This is a genomic window from Acetobacter garciniae (genome assembly GCF_017377735.1).
Classification (GTDB): Bacteria; Pseudomonadota; Alphaproteobacteria; order Acetobacterales; family Acetobacteraceae; genus Acetobacter; species Acetobacter garciniae.
In genome coordinates this window covers 755,639-780,052 of sequence record NZ_JAFVMH010000002.1, presented here as the reverse complement: position 1 = coordinate 780,052, position 24,414 = coordinate 755,639, and the positions used below count along the sequence as shown (strand labels likewise).

The window sequence follows — 24,414 nt, the reverse complement described above, 5'->3', positions numbered from 1 at the left end:
ATGACGGATTTATTAAAAAAGCGGCCTTGTATGCCAAAGCCGCTTTCTTGGACAAACACGTCCGGATCGTTCTATTAAATTACTTGAATTATTTTATTTTCCGCTTTTCCAGGCAGCGATGATGCTGTCCTTCACGGCCTTGGGCAGCGGCACGTAATCAAGCTTTTCGGCCGTGCTGTCGCCATTGGCGAAATCCCAGGCGAAGAAGCTCTGCACCGCCGCATCGCGCGAGGGGTTGCGTGCGGGCAGGGGCACCAGCACATAGGTGGCCGACACGATGGGCCAGGCGTTCTTGCCGGGCGTGTTCAGCAGATCCACCGCGAAATGCGAAGCATTTTTCCAATCCGCGGCTTCCGCTGCGTGGGAGAAGCTGTCCAGGCCTGCTGCGACATTGGTGCCGGCACGGTTCTTGAGGCGCACGGTCGTCAGGTGGTTGCGGCTGGCATAGGCGAATTCCACGTAGCCGATAGCCCCTTCGGTGTTGCGCACGGTGGAGGCGACGCCGTCATTGCCACGCGCACCCAGGCCACCCGGCCAGCTGATGGAGGTACCCGCACCCTGGTTCTGCTTCCAGCTATCGGAAGAACCCGCAAGGTAGGAGGTGAAGACGAAGGTGGTGCCCGAACCATCGGCCCGGTGCACCGGCGCGATCGCGGTGTCAGGCAGGGTCACGCCGGGGTTGAGCGCTGCGATCTTGGCATCGTTCCAGGCGGTGATGTCACCGGCGTAGATCCCGGCCAGCACGGCACCGTCGAGGGTGATCGCATCGGCCTTCATGCCCGGGATGTTCACCACCGGCACAATCCCGCCCATGACGGTGGGGAACTGGAACAGGTGCCCGGATTCGAGCTTCTGGACATCCATGGGCGCGTCGGAGGCGCCGAAATCGACAGTGCCGGCCAGGATCTGGTTCTGGCCTGCGCTGGAGCCCACGCTCTGATAATTGACGGTCACGCCGGTGGCGGACTGGGCCGCTGCACTCCAGGCGCCATAGATGGGGGCAGCAAAGCTGGAACCCGCGCCGGTCACGCTTTCAGCCCGGGATATCGCGGGATGGGCGGCCAGAAGGCACGTAACGGCTGCCAGACATACTCCGGACCTGATTGAGAGACGCATTGTTGCTATAATCCCTTAGCAGTGAGCCTGCGACACAATGCCGCGCCCCCGGTGCTTAAAGGAGCAAACACCAAAACGGTGTGATGTTTTCAGGACAGTTCCGTTACGGTTTTATGACAGGCCGCGGACAACCGGCAGCCATATGCGGCATGTCGTGCCCTTGCCCACCGCACTTTCCACGACAAAGCGGCCGCCATGGCGGGTGACGACATGCTGGACTATGGCCAGGCCCAGCCCGCTGCCCTGCACGCTGGCCGCCGTTCTGGCCACACGGTAGAACCGTTCGGTCAGGCGCGAGAGATGGCGCGCGGGTATGCCCGGGCCGGTGTCGGTCACATTCAGCAGCACCCCCGGTTCCCCCGGCCAGCAGCCATCGGGCGGGGGTGGTTCGCAGCTCAGGGTAATGCACAAGGGCTGGCCCTGGCGCCGGCCACGATCGGCCAGGCCGTATTTCAGCGCGTTTTCGATCAGGTTCATCAGCACCTGCTGCAACTGCACTTCGTCCCCCGCGACACTCAGGCCCGGCTCGGCCCCGGGCGTGACCTCCAGCCGCACGTTCTTGCCCGCCATCAGCCCTGCCGCCTCGGCCCGGACATGATCGAACAAGGCCCCCACGGCCACGACATCGGTCGGGCGCAGGTGTTCCTGCATCTGCACGCGCGAGAGATAGAGCAGGCTGTCCAGCAGGCGCTGCATGCGCCGGGCCTGCACGGCCATGATATCCAGAAATTCCTTCTGGGCGGCGGGATCGTCAGCCGCCGGGCCCTGAAGGGTTTCTATAAAGCCAAGCAGCGCGGCAAGGGGTGTGCGCAGTTCGTGGCTGGCGAAGGCCACGAAATCCGTATGCTGGCGTTCGGCCACGACAGCCTCGGTTTCGTCATGCAGGGCGACAAAAATCAGCGTGGTCGGGGTGGTGGGGGAAAAACCCGGCTTGCGGTAGCCTTCTGGCACCAGGGCCGAGGGAACCGTGGCCTTGCGCATCCAGGCGCGGACCACACGGTACTGGGGAATATCGAGCACCACCACGGCCTCGCCCGGGGCAGGGCTGTCGGACAGATCGGCCAGCACGTGGTCCAGCCGGTTCTGGAAGGCGGGATGGCGGATGATACTGCCCACGCAGTCCTTGAACTGCCGATGGGCCTCGGGCGATATCACGCAGGGCTGGCGTGTTTCGTTCAGGGCCAGGGTTGCCGCGGGCAGGCAGTCCATAAGCTGTTCGAGCGTCATGGACGCGGCTTCCGCCCGGCTGGCGCGCCGGGCGGGGATAACGGATGTTTCTGTCCCACGCCCGACAACCGCGCGCGCAAGGGCTGGCAGCATCGCCACCAGCACGCCACCCCCCACCAGTCCATAGCATGCGGCAAGCCATGCGTGCACGATCAGAGCGCCTTCATGTAATCGGGCTCAGTCCTGCTCCGTGGGTTTGTCCAGCGCATAGCCGCGTGCCCTGACGGTGCGGATCAGGTCCGGCTCGCCCCCTTCGTTCAGGGTCTGGCGCAGGCGGCGGATATGCACATCGACCGTACGCAATTCCACGCTGGAACTGCGCTCCCATGCGTGCTTGAGCAGTTCCTCGCGCGAGAAGACCTGCGCGGGGTGCAGCAGCAGGAATTCCAAAAGCCGGTATTCGGTCGGCCCCAGGGCCAGAAGGCGGCCACCGCGTTCCACCTTGTGGGCGACGCGGTCCATGCTCAGGTCCTCGAACTGCAAGGTCTTGTCGGCCGGGGGCGCGCGACGCAGGATGGCCTTGACCCGGGCGAAGAGCGCATCCATGCCGAACGGCTTGACCAGGTAGTCATCCGCCCCGGTATCGAGCCCGCGCACGCTGTCGGTTTCCTCCCCCCGCGCACTGAGCATGAGAATGGGCAACGCCGCCGTCCGGGGCTGTTCACGCAGACGGCGGCAGACCTCCAGCCCGGAAATACCGGGCAGCATCCAGTCCAGCAGCACAAGATCGGGGCGGCGCTTGCGTACCTGCTCCAGGGCCTCTTCCCCGTCAGGTGCGTGCCTGACGACGTAATGCTGTTTCTCGAGATTGTAACATATCAGCCGCGCAAGGGCCGGATCGTCCTCGACAACCAGCAGATCTGGCTTTTGCATTCGTATTTCGCCTTATTTCGGACCGCCCTGAGGATATGACGCGCTTATGACAAAAAACAACTCTCCCCACACCCGACCAAAGGAAACATGACAGGACAGCCCCGCGCAAACATTGGAAATTACCAGAAAAATCGGACATGAAACCGACGTATGACGTTTTTATGAAAACACGCCCGAACCACCCAGCTGACTGTAACACTCCCGCCTGTGCATAATCGCCCACTCACCCATTGCCTGCCCACACATGGCCTGTGTCCGCACGACATGGCTCTTCGCCGCACGACAGGGCGGATTGATCGAGCGCAACGCTTTTCATGCGGCGTTGTTGTATCAGGAAGGCAGGCAGCCGATCCTGCATGGGGGAGCCGATGAAACCATTTCCGCTCGACCGGGCGTTTACCTTCCTCGAGTCCGGGCCCGTGACGCTTGTTGCGACCCATGACGGGCAGCGCGACAATGTCATGACCATTACCTGGACAATGGTGCTGGACTTCGCCGCGCGTTTCGCCATTACGACGGGTGAGTGGAATTATTCGTGGCATGCGCTCACGACCCGGCGTGAATGCGTGATCGCCATTCCACCGGTCGATATGCTCGACACGGTGGTGGGGATCGGGCTGTGTTCGGGGCGCGATACGGACAAGTTCGCCAAATTTGGCCTGAGCCGCCACAAGGCCAGCCAGGTGAAGGCCCCCCTGCTGGGCGACTGCCTGGCGAATATCGAATGCCGCGTGGTCGAGATTATCGAGCAGTATGGTATCGTCATTCTGGAAGGGGTGGCGGCCCATATCGACCCGGCCCGCAAGGAACGCAGGACCCTGCATGCCGTGGGGGACGGCACCTTCATAACCGACGGCCCCGTTCTGGACCGCCGGGCGATGATGCGCCCCAAGCTGCCCGACAGCGTTCTGCCCCCGGCGGCACCAACCGGCAACGGGACCACCCGTCCCGACCCAACAAGCAAAGGAAAGAAAAATGGCGCGCGTTAAAGGCAAGGTCGCGATTGTCAGTGGAGCCTCGCTGGGTATCGGCAAGGCGACAGCCCTGCTCCTGGCACAGCAAGGGGCTGCGGTCGTCATCGCCGATATCAACGAGGATGAGGGAAAAAAGGTCGTTTCCGACATTGAAGCGGGGGGCGGCAAGGCCATTTTCGTCAAGCTCGACGTCCGCAAGGAGGAAGACTGGCAGGCGGCGATGGCCGCCACGCTGGCGGCCTTCGGGCGGCTCGACATTGCGGTGAACAATGCGGGAATCGCCTATAGCGGCACGGTGGAAAGCACCAGCCTGGATGACTGGCAGCGTGTGCAGTCGATCAACCTGGACGGCGTGTTCCTGGGCACGAAATACGCCATCGAGGCCATGCGCAAGCATGAAGGAGGAGGCTCGATCATCAATCTCTCATCCATCGAGGGGCTGATCGGGGACCCGACACTGGCGGCCTATAACGCCAGCAAGGGGGGTGTGCGGCTGTTCACCAAGTCCTCCGCCCTGCATTGCGCGCAATCGGGCTACAAGATCCGTGTCAATTCCATCCATCCGGGCTATATCTGGACGCCGATGGTGCAGGGGCTGACCAAGCAGGACGAAGCCGCCCGCCAGAAACTGGTGGCCCTGCACCCGCTCGGTCATCTGGGTGAGCCCGAGGATATCGCCTACGGCATCCTTTTCCTGGCCTCTGACGAATCCAAGTTCATGACCGGCAGCGAACTGGTGATCGACGGCGGCTACACCGCCCAGTAAGGCCAAAGAAGTCAGCCGGCGGGAGAGCAGGTTGGCGCGCATTCGCTTCAGGCCGGACGCGCCGTAACACCACGCGCGGGTTGGTGGCCCGCCCTCCGGGCCGCCACCGGCTCACCCCCTGCGCGTTCCCTGCTACGGGATGCGCGTTTGGGGCCAGGTCACCTGCGCCCCCTGCCCGTTCCTGTCAGAACGTGGCTGTCAGGCTGAGGTTGAAGGAACGCCCCAGTCCGGGCAGCGGGCCCAGATTGCCCGTTGCCTCGTAATCGCCCAGGGACAGGCCGCCCAGTGGCAGGTAGTATTTCTGGTCCAGCACGTTATCGATACTGCCGTTGAGCGTGATATTGCGCCACCGGTAGCTTCCCCCCAGCCCCAGCAGGGCATAGCCCGGCGTGCGGGGTTCGTTGCGCAGCCAGTCCACCGTATCCTTGGCCTTGACCAGCGTCACTTCGACATGGCCGGTCCAGTTCTGCCAGCTTTCATGCAGGGTGATGGAACCGTTGGTGGGCATCTGGTGGTACAGGCCGGAATGCGTCACCAGGTCCTGGCCGCGCACCCAGTTCAGGTTGGCGCGCAGTTCCCCCATGCCGTAGGTGGTGGTGTTCCACAACCGCACGAAGGCGGAACTGTTGATGCCGTAGCTTTGCGCATTATGGTTGGCGAATTGCAGTTTCGACAGCCCGTCCGAAAATGCGCCGATCCGCACCACGTTGATGTAGTGATGGGTGTAGGTGTAATAAGGCTGCACCCTGACCTCCCACGCGTGTTCCACCGGGTCGTGCCAGGTCAGCGTCACGCTGGCGGTATTGGCGATCTCGGGTGTCAGGTTCATATTGCCGACATAGCCGTTGCCGTCCCCGAACCAGCCGATCATGGTGGTGGCCATCTGGCCCATGCCCCAGGCGTAGCGTTCATACAGGTTGGGCGAGCGTGTCTTGCGGGCATAACCGCCATCGATCATCAGGCTGTCGAGCGGGTGCCAGTGCGCAAGGGCCGTCACGTCGTAATTGCTGTCGGTCCGCCCGCGCTTTGCGGCATTGAACTGCCGGGCCGCCATGGCGTCGGTCATGTCCATCATGCTGGTCCATGAATAGGGGGAAACCGGGCCCGTATTCATCATGACAAGATCGCTACGCATGCCAAGCTCGGTCGAAAAACGCGGCAGCCACTGGGCTTTCCATTCCACGTAATGACCCAGCCGGTCGCGATGGCCGTTATTGACGTTATGGAACGTGCCCGGCCCCATCATCATGCTGCCCGCAAGCGGGGGCCACCAGTCGTTCAGCCCGTTATGGTCGAAGGAACTGCCAAGCCCCAGCGTATGAATGCGCCCCAGCGGGATGCTCGCCTTGATGGAATAGCCCGCCGTGCGCGTTGCGGTATCCATGGGCATGCCGGTGGTGGCGGTATGGCCGCCCTTGTCGGACAGCATGTCCATCGCATGGTCCACCCGTTGCCAGAAACCGCGTGCCTCCAGCGTGCCCCAGTTGAAATCGCCCTTGTACTTGCCGTTGACGAAGGTGGAGCGGTTGTTGGTCATGTCCATGTACTGGTTGGCAAACCCTTCATAGGGAATATCCTGCTGGCCGAAGGTCAGGGCCAGAAGGTGGTTCTCCTTTTTCACCCCCAGTGTCACGGCATGGTTGAAGCTGAGATAGCTGGTGGACAGCACACGCTGTTCGTTCCCGCCCGTGTGGTAGTCGCTCGCGTGGCTGTAGGAGCCGGTGTAGCGCAGGCTCAGCCAGTCATTGGCAAGGGTGATCGACCCGGACGCGCCCGACCCGCCGCCATTGCTGCGATAATCGCCGCGCACATGCCCGGTAACCAGCAATTTCGCGGTGGAGGAAAAAATGGGGTCGCGGCGATTGACCTCGATGGTCCCGCCCGTGCTGTCGCCCCCCTGGCTGACGGAGGTGATGCCCGCAATGGCCTGGGCCGTCTCGACCGCATCGGGGTCGATATAGGACATGGCCGGGTTCATGTGATTGGGGCAGGCCGACTGGATACGCATGCCATCGACAAAGGTGGCGACGCGATCATCCGCCATGCCGTTCAGCACCGGCAGGGCAGAAACACCACCCCCCGAATAGGCGCTGAACCCCAGGCTGTGGCGGAACAGATCGGTCGTATCCGCGGTGGTCGTGCTCATATGCCTGATGCCGTTGACCGTAATCTGCTCCGGCTTGACGGGGCTGGAGTGCGCATGGGCAGCCGCTGTTCCGCTGGCTGCCTGTGCCGGCATGGGAGCCACCGGAACAGGCTGGGCCGTATCCGCGCCATGGGCGGGTGTTTCGGCAAGCATGGCACCAACGCCCACACAGGCCAGCAGGCCCGCGCGCGGAACGCAGCGAAGAAAAGACAAGGTCATGGAAAAAGCCCTGGTCTGAAACGGTAACAGCCAGCGCCATGACTTTCCCCTTGGGGGAAAAACCCATGACGGCCAGCGCTCAGTGTGTTTCAGACGAAAGCGGGCGGTCCGGTCGCGGGGGGGAGAACCGCAATGCGCCCACGGAACGGTATGCGGGGCAGTGGGGGCGCGTAAGCCAGGCCGCACAGCACTAGGCAGAGCAGGGCCAGCGCGAGCGCTACCGCCAGAACGACTACGGGCAGGTGTAAAAGCGGGCAGAGCGGGCAATAGCCGTCATCATGGTGATGATGCTGCCCGCCCCGGGCCGGACCGGCAGGATCGGCAGGATCGGCCCCCGATATTTTGCCCGGCGTGGCCCGGTCGGGCGTGTGTGCCGCTGGCATGGCCATGGCGCTCATATCCATGCCGGGCATGCTCATGCCCGCCATGGCGGCAGGGGCGGGCATTGTCCGCCCCGTCTGGCGTGCTGTCTGGCGTGCGGCCTGGCGTGTTATCGGGGCGGCGGGGCCGATATGCAGCCCTGTCAGGCGTTCGAAGGTCGCGCGCGGTGCTTCACCCAGACGTGTGTTGCTTTGCAACGCAAGCTGGCCGACAAGCCCCAGCAGGACGCACAGCACCACCAGCCAGCGCAGGATAACGCCGGGTCCATGTATGGAACATGCGGGGTGGGGCGTGTTCAGCGGCCTGCCTTTCCTGGTTACGGTACGCGTTCACAAAAGCGCAGAGCCGAGCGGTCCTGTAAACCCCATAAATATCAGAACAGCGCTGCCTTGCGATACAGCCTCCACGCGCCACGGAACAGGGTGCGGGAATAACGGATTGCGCCTATAGTACCTGCATGAAACGCCAGGACCGTCGCACCGGAACACGCAAGGGGGCTACCCCGCAACAGGACCGCAGGGCATTTCTGCTGATCGCGGGCGTGGCTGTTGTGCTGCTGGCGGGTGCTGCGGGATTTCGCGCCCTTGTAGGTACGCGGCATGGGCCGGACATTGGCGGGCCTTTCGGGTTGACAAACGCCAATGGCCGCCTTGTCACCCAGGCCGATTTCAAGGGACGCTATACCCTGATCTATTTCGGCTACACCCATTGCGTGGATGTCTGCCCCCTGACTTTGGCCACCGTCTCGGCCGCGCTGGATGAACTTGGCCCCAAGGGGCGATCGGTCACACCCATCTTCATTTCCGTGGACCCGGAGCGCGATACGCCGCAGGTGGTCGGGACCTATGTCTCGCGCTTTTCGCCCGATATCGTGGGGTTAAGCGGAACACAGGCGCAGCTTGGGCCGGTGCTGGATGAATTCCATGTCACGGTCAGGCGCCATGCGGGCCAGGGGGCAAGCGGGCTGGTGGATCATAGCTCCCTGCTTTACCTGATGGACGGCCACAACCACCTGGTCGGAATGATCCCCGTCGATTCCAGCGCCCATGAGATCGCGACCGACCTTGCCCGCATGCTGCCCGCCTCCTGACCGGCCATGTTTGCGACAACGGTGCTGGTGCGCCCGTGGCCCAATGTGTCGCCGTCGGGTGATCGCACCAACAGGGCGCGCACGGGAAATACTATTTAAGCTGCGCCGCATACCCCGCAAGCAGGGTTTTGGTGTCGGTGGCGAGCTTGACCAGGTCCGGATTTTTTGAATTGGCAATTTCGCTTTCAAGAACAGGCTTCATCCGGGCCTGGTCGCGCGAAAAATAGCGGATATAACGCCGGTCGAATGCCGCGCCATGAAAACCCTTGAGCTGGTCGATATTCTTCTGGTCGGCGCTGGAAGGTTTTGTCGCCAGGCTGATGGCGTGCGGTGAGACAAGCTTTGTCAGTGTCGCCTGGTTTGCTGTCAGATCCTTGGCGATGGTTGCGCCAAGTGCTGCCAGATCGGCGCGGGCGGCGTGTGTGGGCACCATTTGCGCAAGCGCGATCTGGGTCAGGTCCATGTCGTTGAGGGCCTGCGCGAACGTGGCGTCGGCGACTGTGAATGCCGGTGCTTTCTGCAACGGGGGAAGGGGCGGCGCGGGAGGCTGTCCGTTGACGCACGCGCCAAGTGCAAGAAGGGCCACTATAAGCGCGGCCGGGGCATGCGACGAGAAACGAGGCAGTAGCGACATGATCGGCAGAAACTCCCTGAATGTCCAATATGGTTTACAATGGCGGGCCATGACACGAGATGGCCTTTTCGAAAGGGCCGCCGATACAGGCCCCATGATGATAGCCCATCGGGCGCAAGGCAATGGCCTATTGTGTTCACGCGTCATTCAGCAATAGGTCACAGGATGATAACCCCCTTTCTCTCATATCCTGTTTAACGGGGCGGGGCGCATTTTGCGCGGCAACAGGCCTTGCGCCGACTGGAAGGAGCGCACTAGGCTTGTCAGGCAGGCATGCCACGGGGCATGCCATGGGGCGTGCCACGGGACGTATTCCTATCGAGGTTTGGAGATCATCCAGGAAATGAAGTGTCGCATTGTGTGTTGGCTCGCCGTCCCCTCCCTTCTCCTGAGCTTGGGCGGGTGCGGTTATTTTGATTCGCGGGCTGCCCACAAGGCGCAGATCACCATGATCGGAATGACATCCTACGATCTGCAGGCCTGTGCCGGCTTGCCCACGGCCACCAAGCAGATCAACGATACGACGCAGATCTTTGTCTATACCGGAACCCAGCCACAGCCGAGCTATGGCGGTTCGACCCTTATTCCCGTAGGCGATATCGCAACCACCCTTGCCCAGCTTGGCGGCGGCGGGGGAACATCCTGTTCGGCGGTGATCCGCCTGGATCATGACCGGGTGTCCGATGTGCATTATACCGGCAACAACGATGAAATGATCGGAACGGACGGGATCTGTTCCATTATTACCCGCGGCTGCGCCCGCCAGCCGGAAGGGACAATGAACAAATCCGCCGGTGGCGTGTTCGGCCCGGTTTCCGCCTTCCATTCGCCCGTCACCCCCAACCAGTCGACCGGTGCGACCTATTCACCCCAGTCGGGCATGACTCTGCTTAATCCGGACAAGAAATCTTCGGATGCTGTCATTATTCCTCGCACGCAATAACGGGCATTTTCTTCGCTGCAACCCTGGCCCCCGGTGTCATGCCCGGGGGTAATTAATAAGAGTCTTTGGGCGTCGCCTTTTTTTTAAAGATGACGTTCTTTGAAGCTTTTTGAAAAAAGCTTCACCAAAAACTTTTATCTGTTGACCTGATATTTCGCGGGCAGGGTTACCTCCTGGCGTTCGTGCGGGGTCGGCACCGGGGTGCTGGGCTTGTGGAACGCGATCGTCTGGGCCTTGGTCGTGACCCAGTTCAGTTCCGTCTGCGCCTGCGGCACCGTAAGAGTACCCGCATCCACATCCAGACCAATACGCAGCGAGGCCAGATCGACCTGCGACACCAGGTCATAACGCGGGCCGATGGCGTTGGGACCGTATTTCAGATGCGCCTCGGTAATGCACATGAACCGGTCATACGCGCTGCCCTTTTTAAAGGGATACCGCGCAAAACAGGTGGAAACCGCCTCATGCATCGCACCCGAACCCTGGTCATCGGAACAGGCCACGGGCAGCGCGCACAGGACGACATACACCACAAGCAAACGCCTTATCATGCAACCCTTCCGCTTCCATGCCCTGTTCGCGCAGCGTCAGGGTAACAGTACTGCGGTGATACTACCTCCCTCCCCGCGTGTGGGCTCCAGAAAATTCCTGGCACGTTCCGGGTCATAAACCGCTTAAAAACCGGTCGATCCGCCCGATCACGGCATTCGGCTGTTCCCAGAACGGATTGTGCCCCAGCCCCGGATAGATCGCCACCTGGGCACCGGGCAGGGCGGCGATCAGGGAATGACGGACTTCGGGCACCATGATCGGATCCTTTTCACCCCAGATCAGCAGGCACGGCGCTTTCAGGCGCGCAAGACCGGGCTGCGGGTCGAAACCGGTCAGGCCCTGGTCCAGCACGGCAAGCCACACGGCGGCAGGCATATGTGCGGAATCCTCCCGCTGGCGGCTCAGGAATTCCGGATCGACCGGTGTGGGGGACGACCACCACGCCCGCATGAAGGCCGAGTTCGGATCGATCGGGTCGTGCAACTGGCTGATCGGCGTTCGGAAGTCGAAGGCCGTTTTGCGTTCCGCCCGCTCGCGCGGTGTCGGGGCGGCAGACGGCCCCCCCGTCGAGGAAATCAGCACCACATGCCTGACGCGCTCGGGCCAGGTCTCGCCAAAGACCTGAACGATCATGCTGCCAAGGGAATGGCCGACCAGATCGGCCTTCTGCACGCCCAGACGGTCCATCAACAGGTGGATATCCCAGGCGAAATCCACCAGGGCGTAGCAGCAGGCGGGTTTAGAGGACCGTCCATGCCCGCGCAGATCGACAATAATCAGCCGGTCATCATGGGGCGAGAAAGCCCCCAGCGCGGGAAACCAGTCCCGCGCGCTGTCGGTATAGCCATGGACCAGAATAACCGGCCGCCCGTCCCGCGGGCCGATATCGATATAGGCCATGTCTATCCCGTCGGGCAGGGAGACAACCTTCCGGGCCGCGTCGAACTGCGCCAGTGTCAGGTGCGGCCCCGTCAGGTGGGCCCCCATCTGGTGGGCCTCTGCCTGGCCCCCCGTCTGGGCCCCCGTTTGGGCCCCGGCCGGGGCGGGTTGCGCCGTGGCGGCTGTCGTGGGGGCGGTCAGCACCCGCACGGCCAGCAACACGGCAAGGAACAGGCGCAGGGCGGTCATGACCGTCGCGGCATCGCAATAGCGCGCCCTGCCCCTTCCGGTGGCGGCAATGCCTCCTTGGCTGCGCACAATGTTGCAATGGCGGAGGCGAGGGTATCGGGAATCGGCGCGCTGCGGCCCTGTGCCGCATCGACATGGATCAGCATATGTTCCGCCGTGGCCAAAGGCGTATCGTCCCCCACCGCCGTCAATGTGTGGAATATATGCAGCCGCTTGCCGTCTGCGTCCAGAACGCGGGTCCGCACCATGATTGCCGTGCCTTCATGCGCCTGGCCCAGATGGCGCAGATGCGTCTCGACCGTATAGAAACTATGCCCCGTTGCAACGTAATCCGGCCCCGCGCCAATGGCGGCCAGCAGGTGATCCGTCGCCTCGCCGAACACTTGCAGATAGCGATGTTCGGTCATGTGGCCGTTATAATCGATCCAGTCCAGCGGTACCATGCCGCGCCAGCTTGTCAGCGTGCCATCTGCCGCCACCGAACCATCCGCCCCCTCACCTGCATGGCGCGCGGCAAAGGCGTTCAGCGTAGCACCCGCCGCGTAGCCCTGCGGCCCGACAGTGGCCAGCGTGCGGATGATCTTGACCAGGGCCTCGTCCCGCAGGCTTTCCAGGTCCCGCACACTCACGCCTGCGGCCTGGGTATCCGACTGGCTGGCCACACGCTCGATCAGTTCGTCCGTCAGTTCGGGGGCGACAAGCTTGGTCCACGGGAGCTTGAGAGCCGGGCCGAACTGGGCGAGAAAATGCTTCATTCCCGCATCGCCCCCCGCCAGGCGATAGGTCAGGAACGTTCCCATGAATGCCCAGCGCAGGCCCGCGCCATAACGGATGGCGTCATCCAGTTCCGCCGTGGTTGCGACACCTTCCTCGATCAGCCACAGTCCTTCGCGCCACAGGGCTTCGAGCAGGCGATCGGCGATAAACCCGTCTACTTCCTTGCGTACATGCAGAACCTGCATGCCAATGGCGGTATAGAAGGCCGCAACCTTGTCCCTTGTCTCGGCCGAGGTCTGCTCACCACCGCAGATTTCCACCAGCGGCAGCAGGTAGACGGGGTTGAAGGGATGGCCGACCACGAACCGTTCGGGGTGGCGCAACCCCGCCTGCAACCGTGTGGGCAACAGCCCCGAAGTGGAAGAAGCAATCGGCACCGAAGGGGGAAGCAGCGCGTCGATGCGCGCCAGCACGTCGAATTTCAGGGTTTCGATTTCCGGCAGGTTTTCCTGCACGAAATCAGCACCCTCCAGTGCCTCCTCCAGCGTTGTGGCGAGATGCAGGCGCCCTTCCGCCGGCAGGGCGCCGGGCAGCAGTCGCATCCAGGCCGCGCGCGCCATGTCCAGAATGGCCTGGGCACGCGCCCGCGACTGGGCACTGGGATCGTAAAGAACAGCATCCAGACCGTTCAGCACGAAGCGCGCGGCCCAACCCGCCCCGATGACACCGCCACCGATCAGCACGCAGCGTCTGGGGGAAAAATCCTGTCCGCTCATCGGCTTAGCCTCTCTTCGTGAGCTTGAGCAGATCACGCACCGCCTGGGGGCCCATGACCTCGACATTCATCGCACTCAGAATCGTCGCGGCGCGTTCGACCAGTTGGCCGTTGCTGGCCAGCTTGCCACGCGACAGATAAAGATTGTCCTCAAGCCCCACGCGGATATTGGCACCCACCATGGGGGCCAGCCCGACATAGGGAAGCTGGAAGCGCCCGAGCGCGAACATGCTGTAGACACATTCCGCCGGCAGCGCATTGACCATGGATTGCAGGGTCAGCAGGTCATTGGGGGCGCCATAAGGCACGCCCATGCACAACTGGATCATCAAAGGGGCGTCCAGCAGGCCTTCCTTGAGCAGTTGTTTGACAAAGACCAGATGACCGGTATCGAAAACCTCCAGTTCCGGCTGCACGCCCAACGCCTGCACCTGCCGCGCCATGTCGCGCAGGATGGATGGCGTGTTGACCATGATATAATCGCCCAGCGAGAAATTCATCGTCCCGCAATCCAGCGTGCAGATTTCGGGCAGCAGTTCCGCCACATGGACCAGGCGTTCGGTCGGGCCGATCATGTCCGTCTGGGCGGCATTGAACGGCAGCGGGGCTTCACCACTGCCCAGCACAAGGTCGCCCCCCATGCCCGCAGTCAGGTTGATGATCACATCGGTATCGGCATCGCGAATACGCTCCACCACTTCGCGGTACAGGGCAACATCGCGCGCCGCCTTGCCTGTCTGGGGGTCGCGTACATGAATATGGGCGATCGCGGCCCCCGCCTTGGCCGCATCGATCGCGGCCTGCGCGATCTGCCTGGGTGTGATCGGCAGGTCAGGGTGGCTGGAAGCCGTATCGCCCGCTCCCGTAACCGCACAAGTGATGAACAGACTGGTTTTCATGCAGCTTCGCTCTCATGTTTTGACGGACAGGCATCATGTCTGCCCCTTTTTAGCAGTATCGCCTGCGGGCCGGGAAGCATGCGTGACGGTTTGCGCCATCCATGGCGCAATTTCAGCCATGATCACGTCAAGGCTGAATTGCGCCGGTTCGGGAAAAGACAAAAACCCGCGACAGCGAACGGGTGGGCGCGATCAGGGTTCGATCCTGTCACCACCGGGTGAAATACCGAATGCGTCACGATAGGCGCGCGAAAAGCTGGACCGGTTTTCGAAACCGGTGGCCGTGGCGATTTCGGTCACCATCATGTCGGTTTCGCGCAGCATGGTGCGCGCCTTGGCCAGGCGCAGCTTGCGATGATGGGCGACCATTCCCCGACCGAATTCGTGATGGAACATGCGTTCCAGATGCCGTTCTGAACAGCAGGCGATTTCGGTCAGTTCCTCCACCCCCAGCCGCCGGTCGGTCGTGCGTTCCATTAGCGCCAGCACCCGCGCCAGCCGCCTGTTATGGGCTGCCGAACGCGCGCGCAGCGGCGCTTTCTGCGCAGCATCCGACCGGCGGATGACCGTATGAATGAACTGTTCCGACACAAGCCGGGCAAATCCGGCCCCGCGCAGCGTGGCAATGCGCGCCAGCATCAGATCGATCGAGGCCGTGCCACCCGCACCGGTGAAAACAGCGCCATGGTCCTCGAACAATTCCTGCGACACGGTCCAGTCGGGAAAGGCCTCGACAAACGCTGGCAGGGCTTCCCAATGCATTGTCATCGGTGTCTCCCGCCCCAGCCCCGCCCGGGCCAGCAGGAACGCACCGGTATCGATCCCGCCTATCTGAACGCCGCGCCGGGCCAGCATGCGCAATGTCCGGTCATGCGTGCGCGCAAGCCCCGCCAGGGGCGAAAACCCCGCGCAGATCACCAGCCAGTCCAGGGGCTGCGCGTCGGCCCCGGCCGCGCTGGCCAGCGAACGCGCCGCCTCCATCTGCATTGCGTTCGACGCCATGACCGGCTTGCCGTCGAGCGAGAGGATTTCCCACTGGTACAGGACTTCGCCGGCCATCCGGTTGGCCACGCGCAGCGGTTCGGCGGCGCAGAGAAAGCCAAGTGCTGAAAAGCGCGAAATAAGCAGAAAGCCGATACGGCATGTCATGAAGATTATCCCGAAGGCTGGAGGGACGTTTTCAACAAAAATCGCGCAGTTATTGCGCAAAGCTTCCTCTCGCGCAGGAAAGGGCAGCGCCATAATGCCATTCCTGCGGGGCTATCTTGCCGGGTCCGCGCCAATGGCCACCACCTTGTCCGCCATCCTGTCTTTTTCCTTTCCCGTCTGTGCCACCCGAAAGACCGGGGCAATTCGTTCCTGACACGATCATGGCCGAAATCGCGACACGAAGGGCGTGAACCGTCACGCATGCCAACCTTGCCACGGGCGATACTCGTTACGGAATGAATACGATATCCCGCTGTCAGGCACGAGAGCGAAGCCACATGAAAACCGGCCTGTTCCTTGTTCACGCAGTGACGGGGGCTGGCGGTGCGGCTGTCAGCAACCTTTGGCCCGCGGCCCGCACCATACTGTATCCCTCCATGCCAAGAGAGGCGCTGAGATGAAGAAAATTCACCTGGTTTCCACATTTTACAGCCTGCTTCTCGTCACATCCTCGCATGAAGCGCTGGCGGCGAAAAAAGCAGCGCCAGGCAGCGCGCAATCGGGTGCTCACCCCAAGACCGCAGCCGTTGCACAAGCTTCCGCACCCGGTTCGCATGCAGCCAGGGCCAGTGGAAAGCCCGTGGGCAGGAATGCGGCACGAAACATTGTGGCATCGCGCGCCGAATCGTTCAGCGTGGTGGGGTTGCACAAGTCGCGATCGACATCGGTTGTGGTGGGCAGCGACCTGATCGCCAAATCCGTGCCGGGCAGCAACCCGTTGAAGGTGCTGGCCCAGATGCCGGGCGTGATGTTTCAGTCCGATGATCCGCTGGGGTTGGATACCTGGTCCAACCAGTTTTACATGCACGGGTTTTTCCAGGACCAGATCGGCATGACGCTGGACGGTATTCCGCTGGGCGATCAGGAATTCCATAGCATGAACGGCCTGAATTCCGTAGCCGCCATCACGTCGGAAAATGTCTCGCGCATGGATGCGACAATGAGCGCGGGGGCGGAAGATACCGCCTCGACCAGCAATCTGGGCGGGGCTGTCGCGTTTCATTCTTCCGATCCCAGTCATAAGATGGGTGCCAAGATCGTTCAGACCTTTGGCAGCAACGACATGTTCCATACCTATTTCCGGGGGGATTCGGGCGACCTGAACGCCGCAGGGTCGCGTTTCTATGTTTCTTACGCCCGCAACGACACGCATAAATGGAAAGGTGGGGGCAACCAGTTCTCGCAGCAGGTCAATGCCAAGTTTGTCCAGCCGGTCGGGGAATCCAGTTCGATTTCTGCCTATTTCGACTGGAGCGACATAGAACTGTACAACTACCAGGACATGTCGTTCGATATGTTGAAAAATGGCGGATATGACATAGATAATTTCATCGGCACACGGAATGCCTATGCAAAGGCCTATCGCTCCGCCCTGTCCGCGAACGCCCTGCCCGGCGGGTCATTGCCCGCAGGCTACGAAAAAATGTCAGATCCGTGGGATGCGTCCTATTACGATGGCGGCACGCTGTCGCGCGATTACCTTGGCGGCATGAACTTCCATTTCCTGCTTACGAACCGGCTGAGCTGGGACAGCGTCGTTTACGGGCACGGCCAATATATGCGCGGCACCTGGGCCAGCCCCTATATGGCATCGCCCAACGGGGCGCCGCTGATCGACCAGATGACGCTCCAGCACAGCCAGCGGGGCGGCTTCACCACCGCCCTGCATTACGATATCGCGCATAACCATATCAGCACCGGTATCTGGTACGAAGGGCTGCATGCCTCTGTCGGCCGCGCGGCGTTCCAGGAACCGCTGCTGGGCGAAGGCGCGCCGGTCAATTCGCTTGGCTCCCTGCCCGCACCTTTTGCCACGTTATGGGGCGAGCAGATCAATTCCAACAGCCTGACCGGCTTTGCGGAAGATACGTACAGCCCCCTGCCCAATCTGGCGCTGCATTTCGGCTTCCGGTCCCTGCTGCAAACGGCGCGGGCGGGAGACACGCAAAATCTTGAATCCTATACAGGGACCAGCGCCCTTGCCTCGGGCTCGATCACCACGGCCAAGGCGTTCCTGCCCCATATCAGCGCGGACTGGCATTTCCTCAAACATCACGAACTTTTCTTTGATATTACGGAAAATGTTAAGTCCTACCCCCTTGCAGCCTACAAGCAGGGCGCATCGCCCTTCGCCCTGAGCCAGAGCACGTTCAATCTTCTGCAAAAACAGGGCGGTCTCAAGCCCGAGACGGACTGGAACTACGCGGTGGGATACCGGTTTTCGGATACGTTCGCCCAGGCCTCGATTTACGCCTACCACACAAATTTCAAAAACCGCTTGCAGCAGATTACCTCGGGCACGATCGTCAACCCGATCTCCACCGTGGCCAATGTGGGCGGCGTCACCATGAACGGTGTCGATGCGGGACTGACCCTGACCCCGATCCGTGGACTGTCGATCTATAACAGCATCAGCTACAATCATGCGACCTACGATAACAATCTGTCCGAACCGGGCGTCGTTTACCAGTTGAAGGGACAGCAGATCGTGTCCTACCCGCGGCTGATGTATAAAAACAGCCTGTCCTACACATGGCGCGATTTCGATGCGCATTTTGATACAAGCTATGTGGGAACAAGAAATTTCAGCTATACGGGCGATATGAAAGTGCCCCATTACTGGGTCGAATCCCTTGGCGCGCGCTATCACTTCGGCAAGACGATCCAGAAAGTCAGCCCGCTCAAGGATCTGACGTTCGAATTCAATGTCTACAACCTGACCAATGTCAAATATATCTCCACAATGGGTGAGAACGGATTGCCCATGACCGGCGATTACCAGTCCTTCCTGGTCGGCGCACCGCGCCAGTATTTCGGCACCATTCGGGCTGGCTTCTGACCCGGGTGCCGGTCACGGCCTGCGCAGGCTGGCGCGTACCATCCAGGCGCGGAAATGCGCCATTGCAGTCCACAGGGCGCCATGGCAGGCCCCTGCGAACCGGGCCGGGCAAGGCGCGTAAGTATCTGAAATGATTGTTGACATAGCGGAACAGTCTGATCATGCACTAAGAGCTTGAGAGCCGAACCGCACACCCCTTGATTTGAAACGAGGTGACCCATCCCATCCCCCCAGAGCAAACCCGCGACAGGCAATGCAATGCGTTATAATGCCTTTTTCCGATACCTGTTCGGCACGGCCGCAGCACCTGCGTTGCAACATTGCAGGCGGATGGGCCGTATCGTATTGGTCGGGCTGACGCTCCTGTCCACACTGCTTCCCACCCAGCGGGCCGCGGCCCTGCCGGTCGCGGATACGCCGTCCTGTGCGCCGATCCGCCTTTCCGATGTGGGCTGGACCGATGCGGAAGCGGTGACCTCTGTCGCCGTGCGGCTTTTTGATGCCCTGGGATACAGGCCGCAGGCCCCCATGCTGACCCTGGCGTTGACCTATGTTTCCATGCGGGACCGGCGGGTGGATGCGTTTCTGAGTAATTGGGAGCCGATCGGGCACCAGGCCATCGCGCCGTTCCTGGCCGATGGAAGTGTCGAACAGGTGGCCACCAATCTGTCGGGGGCGCATCTGACACTGGCGGTGCCCGATTACACCTGGAATGCCGGACTGCGCGATTACAAGGATATTCAGGCCTGGGGCCCGCAACTGAGCTACATGATCTTCGGGCTTGAGGCGGGCAATAACGGCAATGCCCTTATTTTGAACATGCTGAGGCACAACCAGTTCAACCTGGGCCATTTCCGCCTGGTGGAAAGCAGCGAGCAGGGCATGCTGTCCCAGGTGGCCCGTAATATTCAAAAACACCAGCCGATCCTGTTTCTGGGCTGGGAACCCCATCCGATGAACATGACCTTTCCAATCCGTTACCTGACCGGGGGCGAAAGCGTGTTCGGCGCAGATGGTGGAACATCGGTCCATACCGTGATCCGCGCCGGTTACGACAAGGCCTGCCCGAACGCCGCGCGATTGCTGACACGCATTCGTTTTAGCGTGCAGGACGAAAATACGATGATGCGGGCCATCGAGGAGAACCGCACCAAGCCCTCCACTGTCGCCTGGCAATGGCTGCGCGATCATCCCGCTGAATGGTCCGCATGGCTGGAAGATATTGTCACGATGGACGGCCAGCCCGGCAAGGACGCGGTCAAAAGAATGCTGGATCGGACACCCTGACCCTGCTGGGGCAGAAAACTTGGATGAACCATTCCCCAAGGGCACCCGGCAAGCCGGGGCGGCACGTCAGGTCGGACGTTATCTGATACGATCCGCAAATCCTGCCTTGCAAATCCGGGTAGCGTCTTTATCGGTGTTTTTTCAGCCTTTGCTGGTGCCTGCCTTACGGGAAATTCCTCATGTCCAGAAAAATGAACCTGTTTGCTTATCTGAAGACAGGGCCGACCGCGCTGCATCCCGCTGGCTGGCGCCACCCGGAGGCGACGTTGGGGGATATTCTCAAGCCCTCGCGGTATGAAAATATCGCGCGCACCCTGGAGGATGCCTGTTTCGATGGCTGCTTTTTCGCGGACCTGCAAGGCCTGTACGATATCCATGCCGGGGGTTACGATGCCTATGTGCGGTACGGCGGGCAGGTAAGCTATCTGGACCCCATGACGATTCTGCCCGTCATGGCCGCGGCCACGCGGTATCTCGGCCTTGGGGCGACATTGTCCACGACGCTGCTGCCAGCCTACCATCTGGCGCGCTCCTTGCAGTCGCTCGATGTCATGAGCGGTGGTCGCGTGGCGTGGAATATCGTGACATCGGCTACCGAGCTTGAAGCGCGCAATTACGGCCTTGCCAGCCTGCCCGACAAGGATCTGCGTTACGACCAGGCGGATGAGGTTGTCGAAGCCTGCATGAAGCTGTGGAAAAGCTGGGATGAAGATGCCTGGGTGCTGGACAAGGAGCGCGGCATATTTGGCGATCCCGCCAAGGTTCACTACGCCAATTACGAAGGGCGTTTCGTGCGCACGCGCGGGCCGATCACCATTCCGCGCAGTGCGCAGGGTCACCCTGTTCTCATGCAGGCAGGGTCATCCCCACGGGGCACGGAATTCGCTGCACGCTGGGCCGAGCTTGTCTTTACCTTCTACGCGCCCAGGGAAAAGGCCCGCGCGCATTACGACGCATTGAAGCAGAAGATTGTCGAAAACGGGCGGCGGCCAGGTGACTGCGCCGTGGCCATGCTTGCCACCTGTATCGTGGGTGAGACGGATTCCATCGCGCGCGAAAAGGCCGATTACATCAACAGCCTGGTTGTCGGAGAACTGAACGCAGCCCATCTGTCCGCATCCGCCGGGGTCGATGTCACCAAACTTTCTGACAAGGACAAGCCGGGGTCCGAAGCCGGGGCGCAGGGCATGCACGCGATTATCGAAGACGTTTCGGAATTGCAGAAAACCGCCAAAACGGAGTTCCTGGCGGCGGCCCGCAAGATGCTGCCCGAACAGATCGTGGGGTCCCCCAAAACGGTTGCGGACAGGCTGGAAGATATCTTCACCTCCGGGTGTTGCGACGGGTTTGTGCTCGATCCCGTAACGGCCCCGTCCAGCCACGAGACATTCGCCCGCGCCGTCGTGCCGGAATTGCAGCGGCGCGGCCTGTTCCGCACGCAGTATGAAGCGCCAACCCTGCGCGGCAATATCGGAACCCGCCCGGGCCGCTAGGCGGGCGGCAGGCAGGAGACCGATAAAAAACCCGCACCCGAAAAAGCCCGCCCCGATCAAAGCCGGAGCCGCACGCCACCAAAATACGCCCGGGGCGATCCGGCGTAGATCGAGCCGGTGCTGGCCCCGAGATTACCGGCCCCGGCCTGCTGCCCGTTGGCAAGCAGTATGTCGCTGATGGGGGTCGCACCGGCAATATAGGTCTGGTTGGCGACATTCTGTACCTCGAAATACCAGTGCAGCCGATGCACCCAGCCCATATGCCTGGGCGGATCGTAATGGATTTCCAGGTTGAGCAGGGCATAGCCCGGCGCCTTGAGCATATTGGCGTTGTCCAGCCAGTAGGCGTCCCGCCAGGTGACTTCCGCATAACCGCCCAGCCCTTCGAACCTGCCTGTTGGCTGGTCATACAGAAAGCGCGCATTGAGAAAATTGGGAATGACGCCGGGAATATGATCGCCCTTGCGGCTGAAACCGCGCGAGACCTGGCTGTTGGACAGGACTTCCGTATAATTGGTGTAGACCTGATTGTCGTAGGTGTAGCTGAGCGCGATCTTCCCGCCCGGCAATATATGGGGCATGGGGGTGTAGTCCAGGCCAAGCACCACCCCGCGATGCTGCGATGCAGGGGCATTGAAAGTATAGGCCCCCACCGTGTTGACACCAGCAGACTGGCTGACCAGTTCGTTGTTATAGAATTCGTAAAATCCCGTTGCCTGCACATGAACGATCTTGCCCAGGCGCCAGTCCGCCCCCAGGTCCACCCCCACGCTGCTCTGGCTTTTTAGCTGCGTATTGCTGCCATACTGCCCTTGCGGGGTGATAAAAAGGTTCGAGGCGGACGGCGTGCCATAAGCAGTCCCGACCCGCGCATACAGCGCCCAGTCCCTGGCGGGCGTGTAGATCAGGGCCCCTTCGGGTGCGAGGTTAAAGAAAAAGCGGTTGGCCGTAACAAGGTTGCTGGTCGTGGCTGCGGCTGAATAGGCATAGAGCGCCTGGGTCGCCCCGATATCGGAATAGGTGCCGCCAAGCCCCACCACGGCGTGCCAGTCCGGTGCGAAATGCCAGTCTTCCTGAAAGCGCGCGCCCAGGTTCCACTGATGGCCGTAGGACTGTGAACTCATGGCCCCGCGCGCGGCACCACCCAGCGGCAGGATATTGTAGGTCTGATACCCGTAATCGAGATAATCGAAGCTTATGCCGGCAAAGCTTTCCAGCGACGTTCCGCCGATACTGGCCCGGTTCGTGACATCGCTGCTGGCATTGTAGGAATTATACGGCCCCACGAAAGAGGTGGGGGATGTCGGCTGGTCGATATGGCGCTGATCGTAGGTGAACTGGTTGCGCCATGTCGTGCGGCTGCTGAAATCATGCTCCCACCGCAGGCCGATTATCGTGCGGCGATCGAACCGCCCCAGCCCGGCGGCCTGCGGGCTTACGGCTTCCCTGGCCCCGAACCGGCCGTTGAGCAGAAGATTGACAGAAGCGCACCCGGCCGCAGCCGCCGACGCATCGGCGCAGCCATGCTGATAGGGATTGGCGCGATACTGATCGAGAGAGAGCCGCACGGGCAGATTGGCATGCGTGATGTTGTTGACGACTTTGAAGATCAGCCGGTCAGACGGTGCAAGATTGACCCGCAGGCGGATATTTTCGGTCGAGGTATCGTAATGGCTGTTTGCGATAAAGCCGTTGCCCCGCACATTGCTGCCGAACACCATCAGGTCGTAGGCGTGGTTTCCCAGCCCCAGCGTGGCGTAGGTGTTGACCATGCCAAAACTGCCGAAATCCGAACCCAGTTCCAGCCCGTGGATATCCGCCCCCTGGCGGGTCCGGAAATTGATGGCGCCGTTGATGGCGTAATTGCCATACACGGTCGAGGCCGGTCCTTCGAACACATCCACACCGTCATAGGCGTGCGGGTCGATCAGGTCGGCACGGGCCGTGCCGTCCGGCTGGGTCATGGGAAAACCGTCTTCGAGAACCTGGAGATTCTTCAACCCGTAGGACTGCCTGTCGCCCGACCCACGGACCGAAACAACCGTGTCACGCGGGCCGTTGCCCTGCGTAAAGCTGACCCCGGGAATGGTGACGACCATATCGGCAACGCTCTGGCCGACCTGGCCTGCAAAACTGCTTGCCTCCGCACTATAGGTTGTCTGCCCCGCCGGGCGGATGGTGGCCGGTGCGCGGCTGATGCCCGTGACGACAATATGCTCGACAGCCGGTAGGCCTGCAGCTTTGGGCCCGATCACGGGGCCCGGACGGGGCTTGGCACCGGGCTGACCCGCCTGCGCACTCCTGGGGGAAGTGCCTTGGGGATTGGGGGCAGGCTTGTGCTGCCACGCCCTGGAAGGCGCGTTTTTCGGCGGTGCTGCGGCATGGGCCGCGACACAGAGAAATGCAATGACGCCCGCCGTTGCGCCACACAGGTGGCGGGCCGTACAAAAACAGGAAGACATGGATTGGGAACCCGAACAGTCAACACGCAAAGCCCGCGCGTGATGCGCGCAGGCGGCTCGGTAACAGTCAGGTCAGGCGGGCGGGCCCTGCGGGCAAAGCGAGGACCAGCGGCAGAAGGGCGGACCGCGAACGGGCGGGAAGGCCCAGACCGGGTCCAGGCAACTTACGGAAAACGCTGCAAGAAAGCAGATGCCGAGTGCAAGGCAGAGCAGTTCCAGCGCCTCGGCCAGCAGAAACGACCCGCTCTGATCATCGTCGGATGCATGATGCTTTTCATCCGGGTGGGACAGGGGCGCGGGATCGTCGCAAAGAACGGAAAGCCTGGACAATTCCCGCAACGAGTCGTCGAAGACAGACAGTGGCTGGGCCATGCTGCCAAAGGACAGGCGTGCCAGAAGCGCAAGCAGCACCAGCGGCCAGAAGGCCGCCACATTCATCCTGCTGCGAAAAGACATGCTCATGGATCGCTGCTACCCCAGCCTGAACACGATGACCAGAGTCTGATTATGCAGCATATCCCTGCCCCCCACGCGCGCATGGCCCGAACGGGCCGCCCGCCGGACAGGGCATGGCCCCTTTCTCCAGCGCGCGAACGGCTGAAAGGTTAAGCGGCTGTTTCAAAAGCCAACGCATGCAGGCCAGAAAAGACCCGCCCAGCCCGACCCGACTGACTTTTGAAACAG

At 61.7% G+C, this 24,414-nt stretch carries 20 protein-coding genes; 7 read left to right on the top strand and 13 right to left on the bottom strand.

Annotated elements, in window-relative coordinates; translation table 11 throughout:
* Nucleotides 1–93: 93 nt before the first annotated feature.
* From pstS to phoB, 3 genes are all read right to left on the bottom strand, one after another.
* On the bottom strand, nucleotides 94–1,116 hold the full coding sequence (gene pstS / locus J2D77_RS07395; RefSeq protein ID WP_230975569.1) for a phosphate ABC transporter substrate-binding protein PstS: 1,023 nt from the start codon (nucleotides 1,114–1,116) through the stop codon (nucleotides 94–96).
* 111 nt (nucleotides 1,117–1,227) lie between these two features.
* The gene (locus tag J2D77_RS07390; RefSeq protein WP_331000080.1) at nucleotides 1,228–2,493 is read right to left on the bottom strand and encodes a sensor histidine kinase; all 1,266 of its coding nucleotides are present in this window, start codon (nucleotides 2,491–2,493) and stop codon (nucleotides 1,228–1,230) included.
* Nucleotides 2,494–2,520: 27 nt separating this feature from the next.
* A complete protein-coding gene (phoB, locus tag J2D77_RS07385) occupies nucleotides 2,521–3,216 on the bottom strand; it encodes a phosphate regulon transcriptional regulator PhoB (protein ID WP_207845589.1) in 696 nt (231 codons plus the stop codon).
* 368 nt (nucleotides 3,217–3,584) lie between these two features.
* Between phoB and J2D77_RS07380 the strand changes: the two genes are divergently transcribed.
* Together J2D77_RS07380 and J2D77_RS07375 are read left to right on the top strand one after the other, a co-directional pair.
* Nucleotides 3,585–4,205 carry a flavin reductase family protein gene (locus J2D77_RS07380; RefSeq protein ID WP_207845588.1) on the top strand — a complete coding sequence of 207 codons (621 nt, stop codon included), beginning with the start codon at nucleotides 3,585–3,587 and terminating at the stop codon, nucleotides 4,203–4,205.
* Nucleotides 4,192–4,956, top strand: a complete 765-nt coding sequence (locus tag J2D77_RS07375) for a glucose 1-dehydrogenase (protein ID WP_207845587.1) — start codon at nucleotides 4,192–4,194, stop codon at nucleotides 4,954–4,956. Before J2D77_RS07380 ends, J2D77_RS07375 begins: the two co-directional genes overlap by 14 nt.
* A gap of 184 nt (nucleotides 4,957–5,140) precedes the next feature.
* Here J2D77_RS07375 and J2D77_RS07370 read toward each other — a convergent pair whose 3' ends face one another.
* Complete coding sequence (locus J2D77_RS07370) at nucleotides 5,141–7,195, bottom strand: TonB-dependent receptor (RefSeq protein ID WP_407927093.1); 2,055 nt, start codon at nucleotides 7,193–7,195, stop codon at nucleotides 5,141–5,143.
* A gap of 215 nt (nucleotides 7,196–7,410) precedes the next feature.
* Nucleotides 7,411–7,941: a DUF2946 domain-containing protein gene (locus J2D77_RS17250; protein WP_331000079.1), complete on the bottom strand. Its 531-nt coding sequence runs from the start codon at nucleotides 7,939–7,941 to the stop codon at nucleotides 7,411–7,413.
* Between the two features lie 218 nt (nucleotides 7,942–8,159).
* On the opposite strand from J2D77_RS17250, the gene J2D77_RS07360 reads away from it, so the two are divergent.
* Entirely contained in the window at nucleotides 8,160–8,792 is a 633-nt protein-coding gene (locus J2D77_RS07360) for an SCO family protein (RefSeq protein ID WP_207845586.1), read from the top strand.
* Between the two features lie 91 nt (nucleotides 8,793–8,883).
* Here J2D77_RS07360 and J2D77_RS07355 read toward each other — a convergent pair whose 3' ends face one another.
* Nucleotides 8,884–9,426 carry a DUF4142 domain-containing protein gene (locus J2D77_RS07355; protein ID WP_207845585.1) on the bottom strand — a complete coding sequence of 181 codons (543 nt, stop codon included), beginning with the start codon at nucleotides 9,424–9,426 and terminating at the stop codon, nucleotides 8,884–8,886.
* Between the two features lie 448 nt (nucleotides 9,427–9,874).
* On the opposite strand from J2D77_RS07355, the gene J2D77_RS07350 reads away from it, so the two are divergent.
* Entirely contained in the window at nucleotides 9,875–10,369 is a 495-nt protein-coding gene (locus J2D77_RS07350) for a hypothetical protein (protein WP_207845584.1), read from the top strand.
* A gap of 134 nt (nucleotides 10,370–10,503) precedes the next feature.
* On the opposite strand, the gene J2D77_RS07345 is transcribed toward J2D77_RS07350, so the two are convergent.
* From J2D77_RS07345 to J2D77_RS07325, 5 genes are all read right to left on the bottom strand, one after another.
* Complete coding sequence (locus J2D77_RS07345; protein WP_230975567.1) at nucleotides 10,504–10,920, bottom strand: hypothetical protein; 417 nt, start codon at nucleotides 10,918–10,920, stop codon at nucleotides 10,504–10,506.
* 112 nt (nucleotides 10,921–11,032) lie between these two features.
* On the bottom strand, nucleotides 11,033–12,049 hold the full coding sequence (locus tag J2D77_RS07340) for an alpha/beta fold hydrolase (RefSeq protein ID WP_207845583.1): 1,017 nt from the start codon (nucleotides 12,047–12,049) through the stop codon (nucleotides 11,033–11,035).
* Nucleotides 12,046–13,542 (bottom strand): carnitine 3-dehydrogenase, encoded by a 1,497-nt coding sequence (locus J2D77_RS07335; RefSeq protein WP_207845582.1) that lies wholly within the window; start codon nucleotides 13,540–13,542, stop codon nucleotides 12,046–12,048. The genes J2D77_RS07340 and J2D77_RS07335 overlap by 4 nt, the downstream gene beginning before the upstream one ends.
* Nucleotides 13,543–13,546: 4 nt before the next feature.
* Nucleotides 13,547–14,440, bottom strand: a complete 894-nt coding sequence (locus tag J2D77_RS07330; RefSeq protein WP_207845581.1) for a BKACE family enzyme — start codon at nucleotides 14,438–14,440, stop codon at nucleotides 13,547–13,549.
* Nucleotides 14,441–14,632: 192 nt separating this feature from the next.
* Nucleotides 14,633–15,589 (bottom strand): GlxA family transcriptional regulator, encoded by a 957-nt coding sequence (locus J2D77_RS07325; protein WP_207845580.1) that lies wholly within the window; start codon nucleotides 15,587–15,589, stop codon nucleotides 14,633–14,635.
* Between the two features lie 457 nt (nucleotides 15,590–16,046).
* Between J2D77_RS07325 and J2D77_RS07320 the strand changes: the two genes are divergently transcribed.
* The 3 genes from J2D77_RS07320 to J2D77_RS07310 all read left to right on the top strand — a co-directional run bounded on the left by J2D77_RS07320 (nucleotide 16,047) and on the right by J2D77_RS07310 (nucleotide 21,268).
* Nucleotides 16,047–18,488, top strand: a complete 2,442-nt coding sequence (locus J2D77_RS07320) for a TonB-dependent receptor (protein ID WP_207845579.1) — start codon at nucleotides 16,047–16,049, stop codon at nucleotides 18,486–18,488.
* Nucleotides 18,489–18,746: 258 nt separating this feature from the next.
* Nucleotides 18,747–19,775 (top strand): glycine betaine ABC transporter substrate-binding protein, encoded by a 1,029-nt coding sequence (locus tag J2D77_RS07315; protein ID WP_207845578.1) that lies wholly within the window; start codon nucleotides 18,747–18,749, stop codon nucleotides 19,773–19,775.
* 179 nt (nucleotides 19,776–19,954) lie between these two features.
* Entirely contained in the window at nucleotides 19,955–21,268 is a 1,314-nt protein-coding gene (locus J2D77_RS07310; protein WP_207845577.1) for an NtaA/DmoA family FMN-dependent monooxygenase, read from the top strand.
* A gap of 56 nt (nucleotides 21,269–21,324) precedes the next feature.
* Here J2D77_RS07310 and J2D77_RS07305 read toward each other — a convergent pair whose 3' ends face one another.
* Together J2D77_RS07305 and J2D77_RS07300 are read right to left on the bottom strand one after the other, a co-directional pair.
* A complete protein-coding gene (locus tag J2D77_RS07305) occupies nucleotides 21,325–23,730 on the bottom strand; it encodes a TonB-dependent receptor family protein (RefSeq protein WP_230975566.1) in 2,406 nt (801 codons plus the stop codon).
* 72 nt (nucleotides 23,731–23,802) lie between these two features.
* Nucleotides 23,803–24,192: a hypothetical protein gene (locus J2D77_RS07300; protein WP_207845576.1), complete on the bottom strand. Its 390-nt coding sequence runs from the start codon at nucleotides 24,190–24,192 to the stop codon at nucleotides 23,803–23,805.
* Between the last annotated feature and the right edge of the window lie 222 nt (nucleotides 24,193–24,414).

Coding starts and splice junctions, on each gene's coding strand:
- J2D77_RS07315 (WP_207845578.1), top strand. CDS start 18,747: ATGCGTTATAATGCCTTTTTCCGATACCTGTTCGGCACGGCCGCAGCA.
- J2D77_RS07375 (WP_207845587.1), top strand. CDS start 4,192: ATGGCGCGCGTTAAAGGCAAGGTCGCGATTGTCAGTGGAGCCTCGCTG.
- J2D77_RS07330 (WP_207845581.1), bottom strand. CDS start 14,440: ATGAAAACCAGTCTGTTCATCACTTGTGCGGTTACGGGAGCGGGCGAT.
- J2D77_RS07310 (WP_207845577.1), top strand. CDS start 19,955: ATGTCCAGAAAAATGAACCTGTTTGCTTATCTGAAGACAGGGCCGACC.
- J2D77_RS07335 (WP_207845582.1), bottom strand. CDS start 13,542: ATGAGCGGACAGGATTTTTCCCCCAGACGCTGCGTGCTGATCGGTGGC.
- J2D77_RS07370 (WP_407927093.1), bottom strand. CDS start 7,195: ATGCCGGCACAGGCAGCCAGCGGAACAGCGGCTGCCCATGCGCACTCC.
- J2D77_RS07320 (WP_207845579.1), top strand. CDS start 16,047: ATGAAGAAAATTCACCTGGTTTCCACATTTTACAGCCTGCTTCTCGTC.
- J2D77_RS07305 (WP_230975566.1), bottom strand. CDS start 23,730: ATGTCTTCCTGTTTTTGTACGGCCCGCCACCTGTGTGGCGCAACGGCG.
- J2D77_RS07380 (WP_207845588.1), top strand. CDS start 3,585: ATGAAACCATTTCCGCTCGACCGGGCGTTTACCTTCCTCGAGTCCGGG.
- J2D77_RS07355 (WP_207845585.1), bottom strand. CDS start 9,426: ATGTCGCTACTGCCTCGTTTCTCGTCGCATGCCCCGGCCGCGCTTATA.
- pstS (WP_230975569.1), bottom strand. CDS start 1,116: ATGCGTCTCTCAATCAGGTCCGGAGTATGTCTGGCAGCCGTTACGTGC.
- phoB (WP_207845589.1), bottom strand. CDS start 3,216: ATGCAAAAGCCAGATCTGCTGGTTGTCGAGGACGATCCGGCCCTTGCG.
- J2D77_RS07360 (WP_207845586.1), top strand. CDS start 8,160: ATGAAACGCCAGGACCGTCGCACCGGAACACGCAAGGGGGCTACCCCG.
- J2D77_RS07340 (WP_207845583.1), bottom strand. CDS start 12,049: ATGACCGCCCTGCGCCTGTTCCTTGCCGTGTTGCTGGCCGTGCGGGTG.
- J2D77_RS07325 (WP_207845580.1), bottom strand. CDS start 15,589: ATGACATGCCGTATCGGCTTTCTGCTTATTTCGCGCTTTTCAGCACTT.
- J2D77_RS07345 (WP_230975567.1), bottom strand. CDS start 10,920: ATGATAAGGCGTTTGCTTGTGGTGTATGTCGTCCTGTGCGCGCTGCCC.
- J2D77_RS07350 (WP_207845584.1), top strand. CDS start 9,875: ATGATCGGAATGACATCCTACGATCTGCAGGCCTGTGCCGGCTTGCCC.
- J2D77_RS07300 (WP_207845576.1), bottom strand. CDS start 24,192: ATGAGCATGTCTTTTCGCAGCAGGATGAATGTGGCGGCCTTCTGGCCG.